14 protein-coding genes are annotated in these 21,748 nt (G+C 44.5%); 6 read left to right on the forward strand and 8 right to left on the reverse strand.

From position 1 onward, the window contains the following. Positions 1 to 13 precede the first annotated feature (13 nt). A complete protein-coding gene (locus ACESTD_RS08130) occupies positions 14 to 925 on the forward strand; it encodes a M12 family metallopeptidase (RefSeq protein ID WP_055288275.1) in 912 nt (303 codons plus the stop codon). 132 nt (positions 926 to 1,057) lie between these two features. On the opposite strand, the gene argS is transcribed toward ACESTD_RS08130, so the two are convergent. Together argS and ACESTD_RS08140 are read right to left on the reverse strand one after the other, a co-directional pair. Then, on the reverse strand, positions 1,058 to 2,875 hold the full coding sequence (gene argS / locus ACESTD_RS08135) for an arginine--tRNA ligase (RefSeq protein ID WP_005834435.1): 1,818 nt from the start codon (positions 2,873 to 2,875) through the stop codon (positions 1,058 to 1,060). Positions 2,876 to 3,030: 155 nt separating this feature from the next. Next, complete coding sequence (locus ACESTD_RS08140; protein WP_005830643.1) at positions 3,031 to 3,297, reverse strand: HU family DNA-binding protein; 267 nt, start codon at positions 3,295 to 3,297, stop codon at positions 3,031 to 3,033. A gap of 246 nt (positions 3,298 to 3,543) precedes the next feature. On the opposite strand from ACESTD_RS08140, the gene ACESTD_RS08145 reads away from it, so the two are divergent. The 5 genes from ACESTD_RS08145 to secDF all read left to right on the forward strand — a co-directional run bounded on the left by ACESTD_RS08145 (position 3,544) and on the right by secDF (position 11,491). Further along, positions 3,544 to 4,227 (forward strand): rhomboid family intramembrane serine protease, encoded by a 684-nt coding sequence (locus ACESTD_RS08145; protein ID WP_005830648.1) that lies wholly within the window; start codon positions 3,544 to 3,546, stop codon positions 4,225 to 4,227. After that, positions 4,208 to 5,098 (forward strand): rhomboid family intramembrane serine protease, encoded by an 891-nt coding sequence (locus ACESTD_RS08150; protein WP_005834433.1) that lies wholly within the window; start codon positions 4,208 to 4,210, stop codon positions 5,096 to 5,098. The genes ACESTD_RS08145 and ACESTD_RS08150 overlap by 20 nt, the downstream gene beginning before the upstream one ends. Positions 5,099 to 5,190: 92 nt before the next feature. Next, on the forward strand, positions 5,191 to 6,291 hold the full coding sequence (locus ACESTD_RS08155; protein WP_005834432.1) for an endonuclease/exonuclease/phosphatase family protein: 1,101 nt from the start codon (positions 5,191 to 5,193) through the stop codon (positions 6,289 to 6,291). Positions 6,292 to 6,326: 35 nt separating this feature from the next. Continuing rightward, a complete protein-coding gene (locus ACESTD_RS08160; RefSeq protein ID WP_373158769.1) occupies positions 6,327 to 8,411 on the forward strand; it encodes a M3 family metallopeptidase in 2,085 nt (694 codons plus the stop codon). An 83-nt stretch (positions 8,412 to 8,494) separates the two neighbouring features. After that, positions 8,495 to 11,491, forward strand: coding sequence for a protein translocase subunit SecDF (gene secDF, locus ACESTD_RS08165; protein ID WP_022402179.1), 2,997 nt, complete (start codon positions 8,495 to 8,497; stop codon positions 11,489 to 11,491). A 576-nt stretch (positions 11,492 to 12,067) separates the two neighbouring features. Here the strand turns inward: secDF and ACESTD_RS08170 are convergent. Genes ACESTD_RS08170 through ACESTD_RS08195 form a run of 6 tightly spaced genes read right to left on the reverse strand, consistent with a single transcriptional unit; the run spans position 12,068 to position 21,605 of the window. Then, a complete protein-coding gene (locus ACESTD_RS08170) occupies positions 12,068 to 13,435 on the reverse strand; it encodes a sulfatase (protein WP_016272391.1) in 1,368 nt (455 codons plus the stop codon). Between the two features lie 54 nt (positions 13,436 to 13,489). After that, positions 13,490 to 16,096 (reverse strand): DUF4962 domain-containing protein, encoded by a 2,607-nt coding sequence (locus ACESTD_RS08175; RefSeq protein WP_373158768.1) that lies wholly within the window; start codon positions 16,094 to 16,096, stop codon positions 13,490 to 13,492. Next, positions 16,093 to 17,388: a sugar MFS transporter gene (locus ACESTD_RS08180; protein WP_035447167.1), complete on the reverse strand. Its 1,296-nt coding sequence runs from the start codon at positions 17,386 to 17,388 to the stop codon at positions 16,093 to 16,095. Before ACESTD_RS08180 ends, ACESTD_RS08175 begins: the two co-directional genes overlap by 4 nt. A 10-nt stretch (positions 17,389 to 17,398) precedes the next feature. Continuing rightward, positions 17,399 to 18,331, reverse strand: a complete 933-nt coding sequence (locus ACESTD_RS08185; protein WP_016272388.1) for an ROK family protein — start codon at positions 18,329 to 18,331, stop codon at positions 17,399 to 17,401. A gap of 26 nt (positions 18,332 to 18,357) precedes the next feature. Further along, entirely contained in the window at positions 18,358 to 19,986 is a 1,629-nt protein-coding gene (locus ACESTD_RS08190) for a Tat pathway signal sequence (protein WP_182424319.1), read from the reverse strand. A gap of 14 nt (positions 19,987 to 20,000) precedes the next feature. Beyond that, positions 20,001 to 21,605 (reverse strand): sulfatase, encoded by a 1,605-nt coding sequence (locus ACESTD_RS08195; protein ID WP_195583481.1) that lies wholly within the window; start codon positions 21,603 to 21,605, stop codon positions 20,001 to 20,003. Between the last annotated feature and the right edge of the window lie 143 nt (positions 21,606 to 21,748).

Consider the following 21,748-nt stretch of genomic DNA (forward strand, 5'->3'; position numbering starts at 1 on the left):
AAAAACGAAAATCATGAAAAAGAAAATCATTTTTTCAAACTGTATTTTTTTACTTTCTTTATTAGCTTGTACAAATGAGCTAAAAGAAGAAACCTCTTCTTTAAATACAATTCCTATTGATGTAATTAATTTAGAAGAAGCATTTCCTAATAAGACTAAAGAAACTGTGACTTTGCAAAATGGAATATCATTCGAAAGGTATAATGATTTAATTATTTGGGGAGGAGATATGATAATATCCGAAAAGATGTTTAATTCTTTTAATAATCCTACTCAGACCAGAGGCGGAATCGTTAATAATCCAGACTTTAAATGGCCCAATGGGATTGTTTATTACAAATTTGACTCTGCAATATCAAAAACGACTAAAGAACATATTCAACAAGCCATGGATGAATGGAAACAATCAACTTCTAAAATCATCACATTCACAGAAAGAACATCTCAAAAAAATTACATCAAGTTCATCAATGGAGATGGTAATTATTCATCAGTCGGAATGAGAGGTGGAGAACAAATTCTTAGCATTAGCAAATATGACAGTAATAAAGGTACTGCTTTACACGAAATAGGACATGCACTTGGATTAATTCATGAGCAGCAACGACGCGACAGAGACGAATATATTAATATAAATTGGGACAATATTCAGTCTGATAAAAAAAGTAATTTCAAGATATGGGAAGAAAGTCACGCCGTGATTAAGTACATTCCTGATGTACTATTTGATTATAAATCTATAATGCTATATCCTTCTTATAATTCTTTTGCTATTGATTACTCGAAGCCTACAATGACCAAGAAAGATGGTTCGACATTTAATGCACAAAGAAACAACCTTAGTTATATTGATATAGTAGCAATTTACGATATTTATGGTTTCCCCACTGGAGGAGGAGGTCCTTCCGTCACTTCCATCAAATAAACACTTATCTATCTTGACTACTATAATGAAGAAAATTACAATGTACGCCACAAAACAAATTTCTATCACAAGTATATAAAGAATAAGCCCGAAGAAGTATCTTCGGGCTTATTCTTTATTATAGTGCGGTGCTTACATTCTGTCAGGTACCTCAATTCCCAATAAGCCCATACCTAAGCGTACCACCTTGGCTACATTCTCGGACAATGCAAGGCGGAATACCTTCACTGCTTCGTTCTCCTCACGCAAAATGCTGAAGTCATGGTAGAACTGATTATATTCCTTCACAAGGTCATACGTATAGTTTGCAATGATGGACGGACTGTAGTCCTCACCTGCCTGCTTCACAATAGCGGCAAAGTCGGCAACCATCTGTATCAGTCCCTCTTCCTTCTCACTCAGTTCAATGCCGGCAGGCAACTGGGCAGGGATTTCGATACCGGCCTCTTTTGCCTTGCGGAGAACAGACTGGATACGTGCATAAGTATATTGGATGAACGGCCCCGTATTACCATTAAAGTCGATGGACTCTTTTGGATTGAATGTCATGTTCTTGCGGGCATCCACTTTCAGGATGAAGTACTTTAAGGCACCCAGACCAACGATACGGGCGATATTGTCTGCCTCTTCCTTTGTCAGACCATCCAGCTTACCCAGTTCATTGCTGGTTTCCTTGGCTGTATCAATCATCTCCGCCATCAAGTCGTCAGCATCAACTACTGTACCTTCGCGGCTCTTCATCTTGCCCTCGGGAAGTTCCACCATACCGTAAGAGAAGTGCACCAACCCTTTACCCCATTCGAAGCCCAGTTTGTCGAGCAGGATGGACAATACCTGGAAATGGTAATTCTGTTCGTTGCCTACCACATAAATCATCTTGTCGATGGGATAATCTGCAAAGCGGAGTTTGGCAGTACCTATATCCTGCGTCATGTAGACGGATGTACCGTCCGCACGCAACAGTAGCTTGTGGTCCAACCCCTCACCCGTGAGGTCTGCCCATACAGAGCCATCTTCTTTCCGGTAGAAGAAGCCTTTCTCCAGGCCCTCCATTACCTTCTCCTTACCTTCGAGGTACGTGTTTGATTCGTAATATATCTTATCAAAAGTTACACCCATCATACGGTAAGTCTCGTCAAAACCTGCATACACCCAGTCGTTCATCTTCTTCCAGAGCGCACGTACTTCCGGGTCATTGGCCTCCCACTTTACCAGCATTTCACGAGCCTCCTTCATCAAAGGAGATTCAGCTTCCGCCTTGGCTTTGGCTTCTTCCTCATTCATGCCTTCGCTTTGGAACTTGGCCATCAGTTCTTTCACTTCCGCTTTATAATGCTTGTCGAAGGAAACATAGTAATCGCCAATCAAGTGATCTCCCTTCTTGCCGGATGATTCGGGAGTTTCACCATTTCCGTACTTCTGCCATGCCAACATGGACTTGCAGATATGAATTCCACGGTCATTGACAATATTTGTCTTTACTACCTTATTACCGTTGGCAGCCACTATATTAGCCAGCGCATTTCCTAAAAGATTATTGCGTACATGGCCCAAATGAAGCGGTTTGTTGGTGTTGGGAGAAGAATACTCAATCATCACCAATGGAGAGTTGTCAGTAACAGCCACGATACCGTACTGCTTGTCCGCATGAATGCCATTCAACAATTCTATCCACGCAGAGGAGGCAATGGTCAGGTTCAGGAAGCCCTTGATGACATTAAATGCTGCAACCGAAGGCTCGTTTGCCTGCAAGTATTCACCGATTTCCTGGGCCGTCTGCTCCGGTCCTTTCTTGGACATACGGAGAAAAGGGAATACAACCAGCGTGAGGTGTCCCTCAAATTCTTTCTTGGTTTTCTGCAACTGCACTTGTGCGGCAGGAACATCCTGTCCGTAAAGCGCTTTCAGTCCGCCGATGACGGACGATACCAGTTTCTGTTCTATATTCATGATTCAAATGTATTTTCCTGCGTGCAAAGATAGCGTAAACCGAAATCAGTACAAAACAAGCAGGCTTGTTTTTATGGCCTCACAAGATATTCAACATACAAAGAGGGGACGCTCCTTGTAAAACGTCCCCTCTTTGTATGTTGAGTATACTGTTCTTATTCAGCTGTCAATTCCGTACCTGGTTTGAATTTAACAACTTTCTTTGCAGCAATCTCGATAGGCTTTTTAGTAGAGGGGTTGATACCCATACGCGCTCCTCTTTCCACCACACTGAAAGTTCCAAAACCAACCAATGATACTTTATCACCGGCCTTCATTGCCTTAGTGACTGATGCGATAAATGCATCCAATGCTTTCTTTGAATCAGTCTTTGACAAACCAGACTCCGCTGCCATAGCGCTAATAAGTTCCGCCTTATTCATAATGCTTAAAATTAATTAATATGTTACACAAAAGATATTTTTACTTTTCATCACAAACCTCCACAAAAATAGAGCAATATTTCTGAATATCAAATAAAAACATTAAAAAAATATTGGAAAACAACGAAAAAGAAGGAATAGAATCTGCTTTTTCTGTTATAGAACAGAATTTATTCGTATTTTTGCCGGAGAAAGCAAAAACAGGCAACTGTTTTTGAACTGTAAAATGAATTGAAACAACAGATTATGAATACTATACCTACTGTAACCAAGAACCTTTTAATCATTAATGTGCTGATGTTTCTGGGTACCATCGTCGCCCAAAGCTACGGCATCGACCTCGCCCAATATCTGGGATTGCATTTTTTCCTTGCCGAAGATTTCAATGCAGCACAATTGATAACATATATGTTCATGCACGCCGGATTCGCGCACATATTTTTCAACATGTTTGCTGTATGGATGTTCGGACGTATTTTAGAGCAGGTATGGGGGCCAAAACGATTTCTGTTCTACTATCTGGTGTGCGGTATAGGAGCCGGAATTATCCAGGAGGTGGTACAGTATATTCATTATGAGACAGTACTTTCCGCCTATGACAGCGTAAATACTGGCATGGCCATCATCCCGATGGAGGAATATCTCAATATGATGACTACCGTGGGAGCTTCGGGAGCAGTATACGCCATTCTGCTGGCATTCGGCATGTTGTTCCCCAACCAGCAAATGTTCATCTTCCCGTTACCGGTTCCCATCAAGGCCAAATATTTTGTTATCGGATATGCCTTGATTGAACTTTATGCCGGATTTGCAAACAGTGCAGGAGACAATGTGGCTCACTTCGCACATCTGGGTGGTATGGTATTCGGCTTTATCCTAATTATGTACTGGAGAAAAAAGAATAGAGGAAATGGCTACTATTATAACTGATTTGAAAGAAACCTTCCGTAGGGGGAACATTTATATCCAACTGATTTACATCAATGTAGCGGTATTCATACTTACTACGCTAACCGAAGTCATGTTCCAGTTGTTCAACCGGAGTATAGCAGGCGTATTCGAATGGTTGGAACTGCCGGCATCAGTCCTACGCTTCATCCTGCAACCATGGTCACTACTGACATATATGTTCATGCATGCAGGATTCATGCACATTCTTTTCAATATGCTGTGGCTTTACTGGTTCGGTGCACTGTTCCTGAGTTTCTTCTCTGCAAAGCATCTCCGGGGTGTATACATTCTGGGAGGAATTTGCGGCGGTCTGCTCTATATGGCCGCCTATAACATTTTCCCGTATTTCCGTCCCATGACAGACTATTCTTTCATGCTGGGCGCTTCTGCCTCTGTACTTGCCATTGTAGCCGCCACCGCCTATCGCGAGCCCAACTATCCGATACGGCTACTGCTGTTCGGAACCATCCGGCTGAAATACCTGGCACTCATCGTTATAGGCACCGATTTACTGTTCATCACCTCCAGCAATGCCGGTGGACACATCGCACATTTAGGAGGTGCGCTGGCAGGGGTATGGTTTGCCGCCAGCCTCAGCAAAGGTAGTGACCTGACCTCATGGATAAACAAATGTCTGGATACCTTAGTTTCCATCGTCAGCTTCAAACCTAGAAAGCCGAAAATGAAAGTACACTACGGTACTGGCAAACAAAAAGATTATGATTACAACGCACGGAAAAAAGCCCAATCCGACGAGATAGACCGCATTCTCGACAAATTAAAGAAATCGGGATACGAAAGCCTTACTACAGAGGAAAAGAAAAGCTTGTTCGACGCGAGTAAACGTTAAACCAATGGAAAATGGAAAACGGAAAATGAAAAATGAGAATATAACCGCCACTCTTATTTTCAGTTTTCACCTTTCAATTTTCAACTATTATAATGAAGCATCTCGGTAATTTTGTCGCTCTCCTGATTTTAGCGGTCAATGCCTTATTTACGGGCCTATTACTGTTCACCGCCTATAGTCCGCACATCCAGCCGGTCACACATCCGGTGCAATCGTGCCTGGGGCTGACATTTCCCGTGTTCCTGATGATAAATGCCGGCTTCCTCATTTTTTGGCTGGTCATCCAGCGCTATAGGTCGGCTTTGCTGCCCCTAATAGGGATGTTGCTCTGCTATTCGCAGATACGCACCTATCTGCCCATCAACTTCCATACAGACCACTTACCGGAAACAAGTATCAAACTGCTCTCCTACAACATTATGGGATTTGACGGTGCCGCCAAACAAGATGGCAAAAACCCGATATTGACCTATTTGAAGGAAAGTGGCGCCGATATCCTCTGTCTGCAGGAATATTCCACAGTACAATCCTCAAAGCATCTTTCGCAAAAAGACGTAGAGCGGGAACTCAAGGCATATCCATACCACCGCATCAACACAGTGGGTAGCGGAAAGGGACATACCAACAAGATAGCATGTTACTCTAAATTTCCGATTCTCTCGTCACGCATATTGGATTATCCCAGCGAATACAACGGTTCGGTACTCTATGAAATCAAGATTGGGGAAGACACGGTTACCCTCATCAACAATCATCTGGAGTCCAACAAGCTGACCAAAGCCGATAAAGTCGTGTACGAAGACATGCTGAAATCTCCCGAAAAGGAAAAAGTGAAAAGCGGCGCACGCCTGCTCATACGCAAGCTGGCAGAAGCATCGGCCATCCGTGCCCCGCAAGCTGACACTATTGCACATGAAATAGCCGCTTCACCGCATCCTTACATTATTGTATGCGGCGATTTCAACGATACCCCCATCTCCTATACCCACCGCACCATCGCCCAGGATTTGGACGACGCATTCACCCAATCAGGACGGGGGCTGGGCATCTCCTACAACCAGAACAGATTCTATTTCCGGATAGACAACATACTGACAAGCAAGAACCTGAGAGCCTACAATTGTACAGTAGACCGTTCCATCAAAGAGTCAGACCACTATCCGATATGGTGCTATATCACTAAGAGATATTGAAAATTAATACTTAACCATTTAATACTTAGAAAACAATGTTCAAGAAATGTATTCTAATTTTAGCAGTAAGTTGTATGATGTACTCCTGTGCCACCCAGACGGAAAGCAATCCGTTCCTTACCGAGTTTCAAACACCCAATGGCGTGCCTCCATTCGATAAAATCAAGTTGGAGCACTATGAACCCGCATTCCAGAAAGGCATGGAAGAGCAAAATGCCAACATCCAAGCCATCATTGACAATACGGAAGCCCCTACTTTCGAAAATGTCATTGTTGCCCTTGACAACAGCTCTCCCACCCTGGACCGTGTAGGTGGTGTATTTTTCAACCTGACGGAGGCCGAAACTACCGATGAACTGACAGCCCTTTCCATGAAACTGGCTCCGACATTGGCCGAACACGAAGACAACATCTCCCTCAACCAGGAGCTTTTCAAGAAAGTGGATGCTGTCTACAGCCAGAAAGATGCTCTCGGCCTGACCCGCGAACAACAAAGGCTGCTGGAAAAAACCCATAAGAAATTTATCCGTTCCGGCGCCAATCTTCCGGCCGACAAACAAGCCCGTCTGCGTGAGATCAACAAGCAGCTTTCCACACTCGGAATCACGTTCAGCAACAACATCCTGAACGAAAACAACGACTTCAAGCTTTATGTAGGAAAAGAGGAAGACCTCGCCGGACTTCCCCAATGGTTCCGCGAAAGCGCCATGGCTGAAGCCCGTGCCACCGGACAGGAAGGCAAATGGCTGTTTACCCTCCATAATGCAAGCCGCCTGCCTTTCCTTCAATACTCTGCTAACCGGCCGCTACGCGAACAGATGTACAAGGCCTACATCAACCGCGGCAATAACAATGACAAGAACGACAACAAGAAAATCATTACCGACATCGTACGCCTGAGACTTGAAAAGGCGCAACTGCTGGGTTTCGACTGTTACTCCAACTTTGTATTGGACAATACAATGGCAAAGAATTCCACCGCCGTGATGGACTTCCTCAACAACTTGTGGAGTTATGCACTCCCCAAAGCAAAAGCCGAAGCAGCCGAACTGCAAAAGCTGATGGACAAGGAAGGCAAAGGAGAGAAACTGGAAGCATGGGATTGGTGGTACTACACCGAAAAACTCCGTAAGGAGAAATATAACCTCGAAGAAGAAGAGATTAAGCCCTACTTCAAACTGGAAAACGTACGTGAAGGCGCCTTTGCCGTTGCCAATAAGCTCTATGGCATCACGCTGACAAAGCTCGAAGGTATCCCCGTCTATCATCCCGATGTAGAAGTGTTTGAAGTGAAAGCCGCAGACGGCTCACAAGTAGGTATCTTCTATGTAGATTACTTCCCCCGTCCCGGCAAAAGCGGTGCTGCCTGGATGAGCAATTACCGCGAACAACAAGGCAGCATACGTCCATTGGTATGCAACGTATGCAGCTTCACCAAGCCCGTAGGCGACACTCCTTCCCTGCTGACTATCGACGAAGTGGAAACTTTGTTCCATGAATTCGGCCATGCCCTGCACGGATTATTGACCCAATGCCAGTATAAAGGTACTTCAGGCACCAATGTCGTACGCGACTTCGTGGAACTCCCCTCTCAAATCAACGAGCATTGGGCTACCGAACCCGAAGTATTGAAAATGTATGCCAAGCATTACAAGACCGGCGAGGTCATTCCCGACAGCCTGATTGAAAAGATACTGAACCAGAAAACGTTCAACCAGGGTTTCATGACTACCGAGTTGCTGGCCGCCGCCATCCTCGACATGAACCTGCATAACCTGACTGATACCGAAGGTCTTGATGTCGTTGCATACGAAAAAGAAGCGATGGACCAACTGGGGCTGATTCCGGAAATAGCTCCCCGCTACCGTACCACATACTTCAACCACATCATCGGCGGTTATGCTGCAGGCTACTACAGCTATCTCTGGGCCAATGTTCTGGACAACGATGCCTTCGAAGCTTTCAAGGAACACGGTATCTTCGACAAGCAGACAGCCGACCTCTTCCGCCAGAATGTTCTGGAAAAAGGAGACAGCGAAGACCCGATGACTCTCTATAAAAACTTCAGAGGAACTGAGCCTCAATTAGACCCGATGTTAAAAAATCGCGGTATGAAGTAAGATTTGTGAAAAAAAAGCTATATTTGCAGCCTTGTATGCAACAGAATTTAATTAAAAAGTAATCATAATAAACTAAAAGTAACATGCAAAACAAAGGATTTGTAAGGGTTTTTGCGATATTGCTCACACTGGTGTGTGTGTTCTATCTCTCCTTCTCTTTTGTAACTCGCCATTACACAAGTAAGGCCAAAGAGTTTGCAAAAGGCGATGTGAAAGTAGAGCAGGACTACCTCGATTCTCTGGCTAATGAGAAAGTGTATTTCGGCAATTGGACGCTGAAACAATGTCGTGAGATGGAAATCAGTTTAGGTTTGGACTTGAAGGGTGGTATGAACGTCATCCTTGAAGTTTCCGTACCCGATGTCATCAAAGTATTGGCTGACAACAAGACTGACGAAGCATTCAACCAAGCATTGGTCACTGCCGCCAAACAAGCTACCACAAGCCAGGATGACGTGATCACCCTATTCGTCAGAGAGTATCACAAGCTTGCTCCGGGTGCTCCTCTTTCACAACTGTTCGCAACCCAACAATTAAAAGACAAGGTAACTCAGAAATCTACCGACGCGGAAGTTGAGAAAGTATTGCGCGAAGAAGTAAAGGCAGCTGTTGACAACTCCTACAATGTACTTCGTACCCGTATCGACCGTTTCGGTGTAGTTCAGCCCAATATCCAGAGTCTGGAAGACAAAATGGGCCGTATCATGGTAGAACTTCCGGGTATCAAAGAACCTGAACGTGTAAGAAAATTATTACAAGGTTCCGCCAATCTGGAATTCTGGGAAACATACACAGCAAAAGACGTTACTCCCTATCTGCAAGCTGCCGACACCAAGTTGCGTGCCATCGTTGCAAGCGAAACTCCGGCAGAAGAGGCAGACAGCGCAGCTACCGAAGCTCCTGCCGTAGCCCAAGCTACCAGCACAGCCGACAGTCTTGCCGCTGCTTTAAAGGGTGAAAACAAGACACAACCCGCTGACCTTGCACAAATAAAGAAAGAACACCCGCTGTTCGCAATCTTGCAAGTCAACCCCAGCGGACAAGGTCCTGTTGTAGCCTATGCCAACTACAAGGATACAGCTGAAATCAACAGATACCTTTCCATGCCGGAAGTTCAAGCCGAAATGCCGAAAGACTTGCGTCTGAAATGGGGAGTATCTCCTTATGAATATGATCCGAAAGCTCAGACTTTCGAACTTTATGCCATCCGTTCTACAGAACGTAACGGCAAGGCGCCTCTGGAAGGTGATGTAGTGGTTAGCGCCAAAGACGAATACGACCATTACGGTAAACCTGCCGTAAGTATGTCCATGAACACTGACGGTGCACGCCGTTGGGCTCAGCTCACCAAGCAGAATATCGGCAAGAGCATCGCTATCGTGCTGGACGGTTACGTTTACTCCGCACCGAACGTAAACAATGAAATCACTGGTGGTAACTCACAGATTACCGGTCACTTTACTCCGGAACAAGCAAAAGACTTGGCAAACGTGTTAAGATCAGGTAAGATGCCAGCTCCTGCGCACATCGTACAAGAAGATATCGTAGGTCCTTCACTGGGACAAGCTTCCATCAATGCCGGTATCATGTCATTCATCGTAGCATTGATTCTGCTGATGGTTTACATGTGCTCTATGTACGGATTCATTCCGGGTATGGTTGCCAATGGTGCTTTGGTGCTGAACTTGTTCTTCACGTTGGGTATCCTTTCTTCTTTCCAGGCAGCATTGACGATGTCCGGTATTGCCGGTATGGTGTTGGCGCTGGGTATGGCTGTGGATGCCAACGTATTGATTTACGAGCGTACCAAAGAAGAACTCCGTGCAGGCAAGGGTGTGAAGAAAGCATTGGCTGACGGTTACTCCAACGCCTTCTCTGCTATCTTCGACTCCAACTTGACGTCTATCATCACCGGTATCATCCTGTTCAACTTCGGTACAGGTCCTATCCGCGGTTTTGCCACTACACTGATTATCGGTATCTTGATTTCGTTCTTTACTGCCGTGTTCATGACACGTCTGTTCTATGATTATTTCATGGGCAAAGACAAATTGCTGAACCTGACATTCTCTTCCAAGATTTCCAAGAACCTAATGGCGAACGTACACTTCGACTTCATGGGCAGAAACAAGCTGTGGTTGACCATCACCGGAGCTGCCGTAGTTGTATGCATCGCTTTCCTCGCTACCCGTGGACTGAGCCAGAGCATCGACTTCACCGGTGGACGTAACTTCAAGGTACAGTTTGAGAACAAAGTGGAACCGGAACAGATTCGTGAACTTATCTCCAGCAAGTTCGGCGATGCCAATGTCAGCGTTATCGCTATCGGTACAGACGGCAAGACTGTACGTATCAGCACGAACTACCGCATTGAAGAAGAAGGTAACAACATCGACTCTGAAATCGAAGCATATCTGTATGAGACTCTGAAGCCGGTATTGACTCAGAACATCACTTTGGAAACCTTCATCGACCGCGAAAACCATACGGGCGGAAGTATCATCAGTTCCCAGAAGGTAGGTCCGAGTATCGCAGACGATATCAAGGTTTCAGCCATCTGGTCCGTTGTACTTGCATTGATTGCCATCGGTATCTATATCCTGATCCGTTTCCGCAATATTGCATACAGTATCGGTTCAGTAGCCGCATTGGCTTGTGATACCATCATCATCCTGGGTGCCTACTCTATCTGTTGGGGCTGGATGCCGTTCTCTCTGGAAATCGACCAGACCTTTATCGGTGCCATCCTGACAGCTATCGGTTACTCTATCAATGACAAGGTGGTAATCTTCGACCGTGTACGCGAATTCTTCGGCCTCTATCCGAAGCGTGACAGATTCCAGTTGTTCAATGACTCATTGAACACAACTCTGGCACGTACCATCAATACTTCACTGAGTACTTTGATTGTGTTACTGTGTATCTTCATCCTCGGTGGTGATTCCATCCGCAGCTTCGCATTCGCCATGATTCTGGGTGTTGTATTCGGTACAATGTCTTCTCTGTTCGTTGCATCTCCTATCGCTTACATACTGATAAAAGGCAAAAAGAGCAGTGAACTTAATGAAGTTTCAGAATAAAAGGATTTTACTATAATAATATCCCTAATTAAGGGGCTATCTATTTTCGAATAGCCCCTTAATTAGGGATATTCAGTAAATGTCATAAAAAAGTAAGATGGCATATGCAGATGATTTGCTCCTACCATCTCATATGCCATTTTATTGTATTTTCTCTCTCTGAGCTAAAATCTTATCCGTTTGGAAGAAGCCTAACAACTTCCTCTATAGGATTTCTGTTTTCCTGTTCCGTACTTTAATTTTCGATAGTGAGTAATACTGTTTTTGTGTACCGAAACGGCCTTCGAGCCTGGTGGCTTTGAAAATTCTATAAACAGAAGTTACTTAACACCTATTCAATACAAGCGATGATATTCAATTCTAAAACTTGAAGCATAATTGTAAACTTCAGCATGGCCAAGCGAAGGGTTACATTTGCCAAGTTGAGATTGATAGGACCCGGTACCTTTCACTGAAAAGATCTCTTAATCAAGCTTCATATCAGAATGAGAAACACGAGACCTAAACAATGCCAGTTAGGCATAAAACTGATTGGTCATTTCGACTCCTCCTTGTGATTAAGCCATCAGACAAACGTTACTTATGAACATTTTTAAGTGTTTTCCCAGGGACATCATGCAGTTTCGGGCGACTTGGACGTACGTTATAGATGTTCATCCATTTCTCAAGAATATCGCGTAATTCTTGCAGTTTCTGGCCATATGAGTTTTCCATTATCAGGTTTCTCATTTCCCCTCTGTCATTTTGCATATCAAACAGCTGTTCGCGATATCTTCCTTTATCGTAAAGCACATATTTATAACGTTCGCTACGTACTACCCAGCCCCTCGTCTTGCTACCGTCAAACCGTGTTTCGGTGATGATATATTCTTGATGTAAAGCTTGCGGATTTCCTTCCTCTGCAATTTTCCGGAAAGACTTTCCTGCTGCTCCCTTCGGCATTTTGGCACCTGCCCAGTCACACACGGAGGCAAAGAAATCTACACCGTTACTAATAAGCTGGGGTAACACTTTGCCTGCATTCTTCTTGCCTGGCAGCGTTACAATAAGAGGGATATTGATAATCTCCTCATATAAAGCAGACTTCTGGTTCCAACGATGGGCACCTATACCATCGCCGTGATCGCTGGAAAAGATTACCACTGTATTTTCCCAAAGATTATTCCGATCGATGGCATCAATAATCTTTCCTATTTCTCTATCTACTTTTTCTACCAAGCGATAATAAGTATATCGGTACATACGCCAGTCTTCGGGGGTAAAACCAGCGGTTGGATATACATTGTAGTTATTGATTCTTTCACTTTCAATGACGTCAGCATCATACGGGTTTTTGGCAAAATTGGCAGGCAATCCCGGACAATCCCGTATATCAGGTATATCAATATTTCCATAAGGGAAGTTCTGACGACGTGCATATTCGCAGATATTATGTGGGTTGTCATAGGAAGCCACCAAAAAAAACGGCTTTTTATGTTTGCGCGAGAGATATTCGGCACAAGCTTCTGCCAGCCCATCATCACTATGTTTATATATATTGTCGAAGCCATATTCTTTGTCTGGAACTTCGAGTAAAGGAAGATGCCATTTACCGCCATAGGCACAATCATAACCGGCATTCTTTATTAAAGTGCCCAGTGTTTGTGCCTTAAGAGAGTCGGGCATCGGTGATCCGTTGACAGACAGCCCTACTGCATCCGGATAGTACCCTGTAAACATAGCTCCACGTGAGGGGCCACTGAGTGGAGCTGTACAATAAGCGTTATTAAATAGTATACCGGCCGCTGCCAAACGGTCAAGGTTGGGAGTGTGCAGATCCGGATTTCCGGCACAGCTCATGGCGCTGGCCGTTTGCTGATCGGTGAAGATGTAGATGATGTTAGGACGTTCGATGGCAGAAGCCATAGAAGAGCATAACAACGAAAAACAAGCCAAATACTTCATTGAATTTTCTTTTACCATATTATTTCAATAATTCAATTTTGTTTTAAAGTGATATCATATTTCAAGTTCCGGTAAGGCATCAACCAGCCTTTTTTCTACTTTCTTTCCGTCTACCCGATCTATGATGGTCGTAGCACCTTTGTTTGAGTCATAATTGAAGTCCAGCGAAACACCGTTCTGTTTATTCTCTATATACAAGAACGCATTACCTTCACCTTCCAGATTACATTCGATAACCCATTCTTCTACTGTTATGCGGTTCCTTTCACGATTAATTACAGCATCGGCACGGTTGTTTCCATGTACATCAATCACATTGAGAAAACAGATTTTGCTGCAAGAAGCTGTCGTTGCTGTAAAATGATAATGATTGGAGAGAGTTTTGCCAAGTCGTTTTTTCCAATCAACAGCAGCCACAAAAAAGGTGTCTGTTTGCGCATAAGTCATTTTCTGTGAGGAGAACAGATGAGCTATAGATACTCCGTCTGCCTTGTTCTTTCCTAAGATGCGCAATCCGTCTTTCTCTTCAGCGACTTCCATGGGCAGTTCTACCGTATGCAGCAGAAAATTCCATTCTACCGGTTCTTTACCAACCAGTTCGTCATAAACAACGAACAAACCCGAACGTCCCAGCTGAACAATATGTCTTCGAAAAAAATCCAGTTTATTCTCATCCCAACCTTTCTCCGGTGTATACTGAGTACCAGACAAGCGCCCACGTTCCAGCCACAACGGAGAAACCACTTTTCCATAAGCGTTAGAAGCATCACCTACAACGTAGGAGATTTCTTCTCCTTCATAATAGCGAGGAATCCATCCATAACCTTCCGTTCCAATCTTTTGTCCCATACCATTCACCAATATGGAATTATGGGCGCGAGTATTCCGATAAGCATACATGCAATGGTCATCTGTAAAGCCGGTACGATGTCCACTGCTATAGAAAATTGCCTTTCCACCAAAGAAAGTATTGAAGGCGTTTTGATTAGCTAAAGCATGGGAAGTGGCACCATAGGGGCTGCTACGGAAAGAGAGCATGGCATTGTTGGTGTGATGTCCTATGTCTGTGTTCATCAGTGCAGTGCCTGTCTGGCTGAAAACTTTGGACTGAGGCAGCTCCAACAGCTTACTACTATAAGCAGGCCTCTCCTTTTTTGTCGTACAACGATACCAGGTCAAGTCCGCCGGTTTGGCTTCAAAAGCTTTCGACAGAATATCAGGGTCTTCCTGCATAATTTCGTGTACATAAGCTGCCGCCCACGGATTGTTACATTCGCGTGCCAGCGCATCTGCATATCCTACGCGACCTCCATTCGGAGTGCGCTGTCCCTCATGCGAATTGCCATGTCCTCCGGATTTGGAAAAGGGAGGTTGCTGGTAAATGACATATAAAGCATTGTTGTTATACCACGGATCGGCAAAGAAATTGAAACCGGATATACGGGAGAAAAAGGCCGGTACCTCTATCAGTGTGCGTATATTTACATGAAAATATGAATCTCCATTATGCCAAGCACCATCCTTATTCAGTCCCGGAAGACGGGAGATCCATTCATTATAGCAATAATCTGCCCACACGGATGCTTCCGGAATCTCACCAACTGTGGCAAAGGCCGCCATTGTAAGAATGCGGAAAGTCATTTGCCATACATGATTGTCTGCAATACGGTTCTCCAGATGATTAACGTATTCATTATAGAATTTATTCCCGATATTCCGGATATTATCTAATAATAACTGTTTTTCTGACGGAGACAACAGGTTGTAGAACCCGTCGTACGCCGATGTGCTCATAGAGAGCAAAGTGGATAGATTGAAGTCACCTGCAAAGTATTTGCTTGTTTGCCAGGAAAGGATTTCACTCAACCGGTTGATGCCTTCACGATAATACTTCTTGTCTTTCGTCAGCAGATAGGCGCGTACCAATGCTTCCACATTGGCTTCTTCTCTATCCACAATCTTACGGCTCTCGCGGATAAGGGCTGACTCACGCTGTACTACATTGGTTAATGTAACTACATTTGTTGTATCTATCTCTTCCTGAAGATGCTTCAACGGATGAGAAATGCACCGGGAAGCTTTGTCCATATAGGCCTGAGCTTCCGGATTATTTTTATTCTTCGTTATAATTTCCTCCCAATCATCCGCATCCAATAATACGCGTGGGTGGTGAGACGTATATTTTGCCAAGACTTTCTCCAATGTGGGCGGATTAAATTCCGGTGTATCTTTACCTATATGGAATTGATAAACCGGTGACCATTCTTCTTTACCTCCAGGAGTGACGTAAGCATATTGCCAGTACCATTTTCCCTGAGCCAGGCACTGGAAAGGATTGAAAAAAGCCCAGGCGCGTTCCCCAATCAACACTTCCTTTTGAAAGTTCTTGTCCTGAGAAATACGAATCCGATAGACTACTTTCGGTTTTTCATCCACTTGTCCCGGAACTCCATCCAATACCGGACCTAAATGCGGGAATTTATCCGGCCACATAAAGCGCGGCGGATTCATCTTAACGCAAGCACCATTCGCAGGAGAGGGAGTTGCACGAACTTCGTGCATCAATGTCTCGCCGGAAACTGTTATGACAGCAGATTGCTCGGAACTGCCACATGCCATCAATAGGCAAAAGGCGGGTAAGCCTAATAATATCTTTCTCATCTCAGTATTTTATTTTTGTTTTTGAAACCAACCAGTTCTTTCAGGCTGACTGTCTTATTGTTGACCAGTGGATGTGCCCAAAAACCGATAAACGTAATATATCCCATGAAAACCAAGATAAGGAGCATTCCTATGCGTAATGAAGTGGTATCGGATAGCAGACTGACAAACAGCGGACCTCCTGCGCCTCCCACAATTCCGGAGCAAAGAATACCGGCAAAAGAACCGTGATTCTGGGCTACTGTGTTCAGAGCCAGTGAGAATACGATGGAGTACATCATTGAAATGCAGAAACCGATTGCCGGAAATGCACATACCGCAACTTTTGCAGAACCGAACAATGCGATCAAGAGTAAACTCATGGAAAGCAGTCCTGATATTTGTAGGAGACGTTTACTGTCTATCAGCTTCAGCAAGAACATACCAAATAGGCAACCGACGGTCATCGAACCCCAGAAATAACTGATACTTTGTGCACCGACAGTTTTTGGATCAATGCCATGATACTGTTCCAAGAAGGTACTCATAAAAATAGAGACACCCTGTTCTGTACTGACATAACAGAAGATTCCCAAAAAGAAAAGCCATACGTATTTTTGACGGAACAATTTTTTATAGGAAGAGGAGGAACCACTGCGTTCATCATCTTTCAATTCAATGCGCGGAAAATGAACGAATGACACAACGAGCAGCATAGCCAACAACAGTGCTGTAAATACCCAATACAGAGAAACCCAGGGAAGAGTAACCGGAGTAACTTTTGCCAGAATATCCAGCAAAAAGTTCTGTCCCTGCTGATAAACTTCCGGTTCCAGTGCATGTATCAGCCAAGTGTAAACCAAGGGACTGATAAAAGAGGCTACTCCGAATACAAACTGTGCCAACTCTGCTATAAACGCATAATTCTCCTCTCCGCCGACAACACGTTGCAAAGGGTTGATTACAGTTTGCAACATGGCCATTCCCAAACCAATGATGAAAGAAGACAGAAGCAGTATCAGGTAAAAAGGGAAACATGCAAACAAGGTAGTACCTATAAATGGCATTAGGAAGCCGGTAAATAGCACCGGCTTTTCTCCATATTTATCTATTAATATACCTGCCGGTATCGACATGATGGCATAGGCCAAGAAAAAAGAGGTCGGAATAAACCCTGCCATTGCCAGATCCTTCAGTTCAAAGTTATGGATAATGTCGGGGATTAACGGCCCGAGAATATTCGTAATGAATGAAATAGTAAACCAAAACATCATGATTAATGTCAGCATACTCCATTTCTTGTTACTTTTCATGATATATCGTTCATTTTAAGATTAATGATGCCGCTCCGATAAATCCGGCTTTATTACCCAATGATGCGGCTACAATTTCTGTATTTAAGGCACAATCGGCTATAACATGCTCTCGAACCACTTCCCTTATTTTCTCTAAATAGAAAATACCGGATTCTGTAACCCCTCCTCCCAATACAATCCGTTGAGGGCTGAATATATTGACAAATCCGGCAATTCCTCTTCCCAAATAGTAAAAGTGTTCACTCATGCATTCAACAGCCATCGGAAAATTTTCATGATACAGGCGGACTATTAGTTCTCCGTTTATTTCCATATCAAAACTCAGATTCCGCTCTTTAGCCAACGTGCTGAAATGCCTTACCAAAGCAGAAGTCGAGGCATAATGCTCCAGGCAGCCGATCGCTCCGCAGGCACAACGTTCACCGTTAGCAATCAATGGCACGTGTCCCAGCTCCGTACCCCGATTGGCATAGCCGTTGAATAATTTGCCATCAATGATGACGGCTCCACCGATGCCGGTTCCCACTGTCAGAAACACCACGTGGGTACACCCCCTCCCTGCACCATATTTCGCTTCCCCCAACCCCATCAGGTTGGCGTCATTTCCAACGACTACCGGTAGTTTCATCTGTTCTTCCAAAAGAGAAGCCACATCTATGTTTTCCCAACCGATAATATTTTCTGCACCTCCCAATACGATACGGTTCGTCTCATCTACAATTCCGGGTGTACCAAGCCCAATGCCCAATACTGTCCAGTTTTGTTTGGCAGCTTCATCTTTTAACAACATGACAGCTTTTATCAACTGCTCTATTACTTTTGCAGCTGAAACAGAAGCAAAAGAGGGTAATTTTCCCTCAAAGAAAGAATTACCCGCTTTATCCACCAAAGCATATTTTATAGATGTACCACCTAAATCAATGCCAATTGCATATTCCATAGTTTATTATATCAAATAAGGAAACATTATGTTCTTTCTACCCATATAGGAGAACTCCATGCCCATTGCTGGTCACGCTGGCGAACCCTGACATAGTAATAGTCCGTATCTCTTTCGGGTTGGGTATCCTCCATATAATGCTCAACCGTAAAGCAACTTTCCGGCATTGCACGGTTGAAGAGAATAGCCTCACTGAGCCACCCTATCATGAAATGTGAACGGGAACCTTCCAAAAGTTCACCCAACGAATGCTCAAATTTCTTGCCATTGAATTCGGCTGTAATCACGCCATCTTTAGGCATAGTCACATCCAGAATGACAGCTTGCGTGGCAGGAGTCGTGGTATTGGGGTTTTTGGAACTGTACATATCCAACTCTGTATCCTTGCTCGTAACAGACACAATACGGTTAACTTTTGTCTCAAACTCTGGTTCTCCCGGTTGCGGAGAAGTGAAGGCAGCGCCACGGAAGCAAGGTTCCACTGCATTGATAGTTCCTTTGTTTATGGACAGCTTTCCTTGCCAATGCACATACTGTTCTTCGCGGTTCCAACCGAAATCAACTTTTACCTTGCAACGTACCATATCTCCTTCTGGCATCTCGGGCAACAATGGGCCACTTAAACGAGCAATGCACTTTCTGTTCTTAACGATGTCAATATAATCAATACAGCTACCTCCCTCCACATTCAGATAAATACGACGGCTATTTCCCCGTACGACATCACCCGGGAACGCATCATTCAAACGAAAATCTATATTTATTTTATCACCGGTGGCACAGCAGACATGACGGTTCTTCATGGCATCCCAGATTTTATCACGGCTCAACGATTCTGCAAGGATACCTATGCGACCGTCACCGTAACTGCCCGGATAACCTGCATGTTGGTCGGTCGAACCCATAATACCGAATTTCTTACCTTGCTCCAATCCGCATTGAATAGTACCTTCCCATTGGCGGGGACCCATGTCATGCAGATAACTGTAATCTCCCTGATCGCTTTCTGCCAATCCATGGCGGGAATACATCTCTACAAACGGGGTCTGGTCTCCTTCCGTAAAGAAGTTCCAATTGTATCCGCGATAGCCTGTCTGATATCCCATATGATGCGGAGTAATAAATACCTTATGCCCGCGGGCTTTCCGTTTCCAGTCTTCAATGGAGGTACATTCCACCAGCGGTGCGTCCAAGTCATAATTCAGAGCCACATGGTCGCCATGTTCCATGCTGTGCGCCTCATAACCAACAAAAGCCAGGAATTCTCCTTCCTTATTGTATTCATTGGTCATGGCGACATATTTCTCATAACCTCCCTCTCGCAAACGCTTGAAGGCACCGGTATGATAATCGATCACCCACTTCAGACGGGGATCATCGGCTCCGGGAATATCCGGCCACATGGCATGAGGAGTGACAGATACAAAATCCAGTTGTTCTTTGGCAGCCTCAAATGCAGAACGCATGTCGCCATGACCGTAGGTTATGTTACAATGATTATGCAAATCTCCCCAGAAATACTTCAGATTACTGGCAGAGGGCATGACTTTCTTTCCTGCGGCAGTTCCTTGCTGACATGCAGATAATAGGCTACCGGAAGCGGCCAGCCCGACAAGAGACCAGCCGGTATGCTTTAAAAAATTTCTTCTGTCCATAATTTAAATTTAGATTATCTGTTTTTCATCAATCGTCTGTCACCTTTGAATAACTCTTTGACCTTTTCATCGGGGTCATCATCCTTATACTGTTTTTGAATCTTTTTCAGCAATGAAATGAGTTCCGCTTGTTTGTCGGCATACTCCGGTTTACCAAACACACTGTTCAGTTCACTCGGGTCATTCTTCAAGTCATACATTTCCCATTCGTCCACATCGTTATAGAAGTGAATCAGCTTGAAGTCAGCGGTACGAATGCCGTAATGCCTTTTAACCGAGTGCTCTGCCGGATACTCATAATAGTGATAATAGGCGGCTTTTCTCCAGTCAGCCGGTGTTTTCCCCCCATTCTCCAGAATGGTCCTGAGAGACTGTCCCTGAATATCTGCTGGTATATCTACTCCGGCAAAATCCAGCAGGGTAGGAGCAAAATCCACATTCATGGCAATAGCGCTCGATACACTCCCCGCCTTGATGGCCTTCGGATAACGGATAACCAATGGCATGCGCTGGCATTCTTCATACATAAAGCGCTTGTCGAACCAGCCATGTTCGCCCAGAAAGAAACCCTGGTCCGAAGTATAGATTATGATTGTATTGTCCAATTCACCGTTTTTCTCCAGATAGCCGAGCAACCTTCCTATATTTTCGTCCACAGCTACAATAGTTGCCAAGTAATCGCGCATATATTGCTGGTACTTCCAACTGATCAGTTCTTTCCCTCTTAAGTTGCCGCTACGGTATTCTGAAATACGCTGGGCGTATACCGAATCCCACTTATCTTGTACATCAGCCGGCATACGCTTGTAGACTTGATAGAGGCGATTGGTCGTATCTTTCAGCATTTCTTCACGGGTCAGCAGTTTCAGATCCCAGTCATTGGTCAATGTATGCTCGATGGACATATCCTGTTCTATAGCAGCAGAGCCTCTGCCTTCGTATGTATCGAAAAGCGTAGCGGGTTCGGGGAATACGGTATTGTTGAACATTCCCAAATGACGGGGGGCGGGCATCCAGTTACGGTGGGGGGCTTTCTGGTGATACATCATACAGAATGGTTTGCTTCTGTCTCTGTGTTCCAGATATTCGATGGCCTTGTCTGTGATAACGTCAGTTGTATAGCCTTGCTCTACAATCTGCTTTCCGTTCTCGTTGAAATCGGGATTATAATAGTCCCCCTGTTCATGTTGTCCGGTCAGGATGCACCAATAGTCAAATCCCTGAGGCTCGGTAATCAGATGCCATTTGCCGACAATTGAAGTCTGGTAACCAGCGGCCTGCAACAATTTAGGAAAGGTTTGTTGGTTGCCGTCGAAAGTGCTGGCATTGTCTGTGAATCCGTTGATGTGGCTGAATTTGCCCGTCAGGATGCAAGCCCTTGACGGGCCGGATAAAGCATTGACCGCATAACAATTGTCCATACGAACACCTTCATTGGCAATCCTATCCATGTTGGGAGTCTGAAGGAAACGTCCACCGTAACATGACATAGCTTGCGTAGTATGGTCGTCCGTCATCATAAAGATGATATTCGGACGTTTCACTTCCTCTTTGCCGGAACTGCAAGCGGACATTCCGATGGCAGTCAAAGGCAGAAATATGTATGATAAACGATTCATTATAAAAATCTTTTATAACCCGTTGGCGGAATTTAAGAAAATCCGGACGATTGTGAACTGCAATAAGGCACGGAACAGCAATCTGCATTCCTTACAAATAATACAGATGCAAGAAATAGCAGTATACTGAACCTAATTCAGTC

Source organism: Bacteroides sp. AR20 (assembly GCF_964250605.1).
GTDB classification, from domain to species: domain Bacteria; phylum Bacteroidota; class Bacteroidia; order Bacteroidales; family Bacteroidaceae; genus Bacteroides; species Bacteroides uniformis.

Coding starts and splice junctions, on each gene's coding strand:
- ACESTD_RS08195 (WP_195583481.1), bottom strand. CDS start 21,605: ATGAATCGTTTATCATACATATTTCTGCCTTTGACTGCCATCGGAATG.
- ACESTD_RS08130 (WP_055288275.1), top strand. CDS start 14: ATGAAAAAGAAAATCATTTTTTCAAACTGTATTTTTTTACTTTCTTTA.
- ACESTD_RS08155 (WP_005834432.1), top strand. CDS start 5,191: ATGAAGCATCTCGGTAATTTTGTCGCTCTCCTGATTTTAGCGGTCAAT.
- ACESTD_RS08160 (WP_373158769.1), top strand. CDS start 6,327: ATGTTCAAGAAATGTATTCTAATTTTAGCAGTAAGTTGTATGATGTAC.
- ACESTD_RS08140 (WP_005830643.1), bottom strand. CDS start 3,297: ATGAATAAGGCGGAACTTATTAGCGCTATGGCAGCGGAGTCTGGTTTG.
- ACESTD_RS08190 (WP_182424319.1), bottom strand. CDS start 19,986: ATGGACAGAAGAAATTTTTTAAAGCATACCGGCTGGTCTCTTGTCGGG.
- ACESTD_RS08185 (WP_016272388.1), bottom strand. CDS start 18,331: ATGGAATATGCAATTGGCATTGATTTAGGTGGTACATCTATAAAATAT.
- secDF (WP_022402179.1), top strand. CDS start 8,495: ATGCAAAACAAAGGATTTGTAAGGGTTTTTGCGATATTGCTCACACTG.
- ACESTD_RS08170 (WP_016272391.1), bottom strand. CDS start 13,435: ATGAAGTATTTGGCTTGTTTTTCGTTGTTATGCTCTTCTATGGCTTCT.
- ACESTD_RS08180 (WP_035447167.1), bottom strand. CDS start 17,388: ATGAAAAGTAACAAGAAATGGAGTATGCTGACATTAATCATGATGTTT.
- ACESTD_RS08145 (WP_005830648.1), top strand. CDS start 3,544: ATGAATACTATACCTACTGTAACCAAGAACCTTTTAATCATTAATGTG.
- argS (WP_005834435.1), bottom strand. CDS start 2,875: ATGAATATAGAACAGAAACTGGTATCGTCCGTCATCGGCGGACTGAAA.
- ACESTD_RS08150 (WP_005834433.1), top strand. CDS start 4,208: ATGGCTACTATTATAACTGATTTGAAAGAAACCTTCCGTAGGGGGAAC.
- ACESTD_RS08175 (WP_373158768.1), bottom strand. CDS start 16,096: ATGAGAAAGATATTATTAGGCTTACCCGCCTTTTGCCTATTGATGGCA.